This is a genomic window from Methylophaga sp. UBA4204, assembly GCF_002379485.1.
Taxonomy (GTDB): domain Bacteria; phylum Pseudomonadota; class Gammaproteobacteria; order Nitrosococcales; family Methylophagaceae; genus Methylophaga.
Genome location: NZ_DFTU01000088.1, coordinates 1 through 226, shown reverse-complemented (window position 1 = coordinate 226; position 226 = coordinate 1).

Here is a 226-nt window from a genome sequence, read left to right as displayed (position 1 = left end):
CTACCAGACTGCGCTATGCCCCGACTTATCCAAGGACAGACATCCTCGAAGAAGGCGAAATAATACGCTGATGCCGATAGCGAGTCAACAGCACATTTATATTTTTTGCCGTGGCTAACGCAACGTGCGATCATAGCCGCTTTTGAAAGGCCGGAACCCACAGAATGACTGCTCAAATCATCGACGGAAAAACAATTGCTGCCGAGCTAAAACAGAAAATCAAAGC